The sequence below is a fragment of the Cupriavidus sp. 05L411 genome (assembly GCF_056398045.1).
This window is the reverse complement of the sequence record NZ_JBFTOQ010000110.1, coordinates 1-2,444: the sequence shown is the minus strand read 5'-3', so window position 1 is coordinate 2,444 and position 2,444 is coordinate 1. Positions and strand designations below refer to the sequence as shown.

General features: G+C 59.0%; 2 protein-coding genes. Both read right to left on the bottom strand.

Features of this window, described 5'->3' with window-relative positions; genetic code table 11:
* Positions 1-114: 114 nt before the first annotated feature.
* Positions 115-1,386, bottom strand: a complete 1,272-nt coding sequence (locus tag AC1DQR_RS40095; protein ID WP_477135121.1) for a hypothetical protein — start codon at positions 1,384-1,386, stop codon at positions 115-117.
* A gap of 2 nt (positions 1,387-1,388) precedes the next feature.
* Positions 1,389-2,444: DUF2345 domain-containing protein (locus AC1DQR_RS40090; RefSeq protein ID WP_477135120.1), on the bottom strand; the 1,056-nt coding region annotated here is incomplete at its 5' end.

Below are 2,444 nucleotides of genomic sequence, written 5' to 3'. Positions count from 1 at the left end.
GAAGTGGCGATCCGCGTAGGCGTGCTTAACCGCATGGCGGCTCTTGCACGCCCGAAGTCCGTCCACATCGTCTGAATTTCGGATCACAGGAGTCTCTGTGTTTTTAAGTCCGATTTATGCAACAACGCCGCCAAATGYGAACGCGAATCCTGTAACAAGGACGGACACTGCGGCACTCGTTGCAGCGGCGACGATGCCAGCCTTCACGAGGTCAATGCCAACCGTAACCGCCAGGTCCGCATAGTCCTTCTTACCTTGGTTGTAGTCATCCCACCATGTAATGCAATCGACGCCTACGGTGAACGCCACCGCCATACCGGCCCCGCCTTTGATCGAACTCTTCGCCGCACTCCATGCGGCCTTGCCGCTCGCCGAGAGGGAGCCGGCACCGCCCGCGATCGTCATCACACGCGAATCATGGGAAACCGTGCGGTACGCACCCAGCAGGAATCCGAGATTGCGCTTCTCCTTGATGGAGGTGGAGAACATCACCACGAACTTGCCCGCGCTGCTGCGTTCCAGGATGAATGCGCGATTCCAGAATTGCTTGAGCCACGGGTCACGTCCCTTCAATGCGTCACTAAAATAGCCACCCACGCCGGACATCTGGCCGAGAATCCAATTGCGCGTGATGATGTCCGCCGAATCGAGCTTGAGCGACGTGCCCCCTGCTGCCACCCACTTGGTCACCGCATCTGGCACGCCGGTGCCGGCCACCTGAATTCCCCCAAACACATGAAGCATCTGCAGAACATCGTCGTCGGCCGATGGCAGCACAGGAGGAATACGTCCCGCCGCCTGTGTCGCGGCCGTTCCCGTAGACGGTGAGGCACTAGGGCGTTTGCCAAAGGGAGTGGTTTGCAATCCGCCGTGCCCGGACCGCGCTCGTTCCAGTGCGTTGGCCAAAACCTGTGGCGCCGGCGTCATCGATGCGACGATGACCGTCTCCAGTGCCAGCAACTCCTGCGCGAAGGCTTTGTCGTCATGCAGAATGAAGAGCATGGGTGCAGGCTTCGCCGACGGATCCTCGTCACGGCAGCCTTGCGTGCAATCCATTTTTCCGATTGGGTAGCGCGACAGCTCCTTGTCTCCTTGCTTGAGAATCAGGCTGCCTTGAAAGTAGCGTCCCAACCACAGATGACACGGCTCGCCGTCTTGGAATGTCGTGCTTGTTACGTTCAGCCCGCGCTTCGGGTCATAGAAGCGGCCTTGGTCAGCCACGATCGTGTAGGTCGCACCGTGATTCAGCTTGATGTCAAAGACCACATCCCGATGCTTGCGCAATTGAATGACATTGTTCACCCCCGGCCATAGCTTTGCCTTCGGGCTTTCGCCGGGAAGATCAATGTAATGCCGGCTTTTCACAAGCGTTCGTGGGTCACCCATCTCTAGTCTCCGAGTCGTTGCGGCGATTTGGCCGAAAAATGATCGAACAGAATTTGCCTGAGCGAGGCCGTGCCGTCACCTGATGTGGCAATTTGCTCAGACGAGCCGCCCCCCGTCTGCACGGTGAAGGTTTCTCCCGAAATCGGTTCGCCATGGGCGTCGTGGCAGGTCACGTGAAAGTCGTCAAGGATCTTCTTTGACGAGAACTGCTGCTGGAGGCTTGAGGGGCCAGTGCTCGAGAATGATGCCGAGCGGAACTTGAGGTCACCGGGGCAGCCTAGCTCAATATTGCCGCCTTCCAGCTTGATGTAGGCCCCGCCAGCGGTGATCGTCACTGCCTTGCCTGCTGTGGCGAGAATCCTGCCATCGGCACTGGTGATCTTCATTTCGTGTTCGGCAAACAGCTGCATCGCCCCGCCTTGCGCCTGCAAGTCAACTGGCCCATTCGCAGCCAACGCCCTGATACCACGCTGCTGTGCAAAAAGAGAGACGGCTTGTCCCGCCGCAACGGTATAGGACTTCCCGACGCTGAAGTCAGCGTTGCCGCCCGTGGTGGCAGACAGATGTTCGCCACTCRCGAGTTGTATGCTCTTCGCCGTTACAGCGCCGATACCCTCGGGCGCAGAGAGAAGCAGCACTGCCTTTTGTAGATCCTTGAAGGCACTTTCAAGTTGCGCCTGTTGAGACTTAACCTCGGCCAGTTCTGCCGTCGCGCGTTCGGCGACCGCTTGTAGACCCGTTGCCACGGCTAGGGCCGATTGCAGTTGCGCCAATGCCTCCTGCATGTCCAGCTGCTGACCACCAGCATTCAGCTGCCCGTCCGCCGAAAGGAACAACCCCTTGCCACCCCGGATCGCTCCCCAGGCGTCGGTACGCAGCTCAAAGCCCTCGCCCCGCTTCTTCTTGTTGCGATCAACGAGGTAGCCAAGGTTGAGCTGGGTCTTGCCACCATATTCGGTGGAGAGCTTGATGCTCTCCTCTCCCTTCCAGTCCTCCATGCGCAGCTTGTTGTTGCTCTGCGTCCTGATCAGGTTGCGCGACCTGATCAGGTTGCGCGA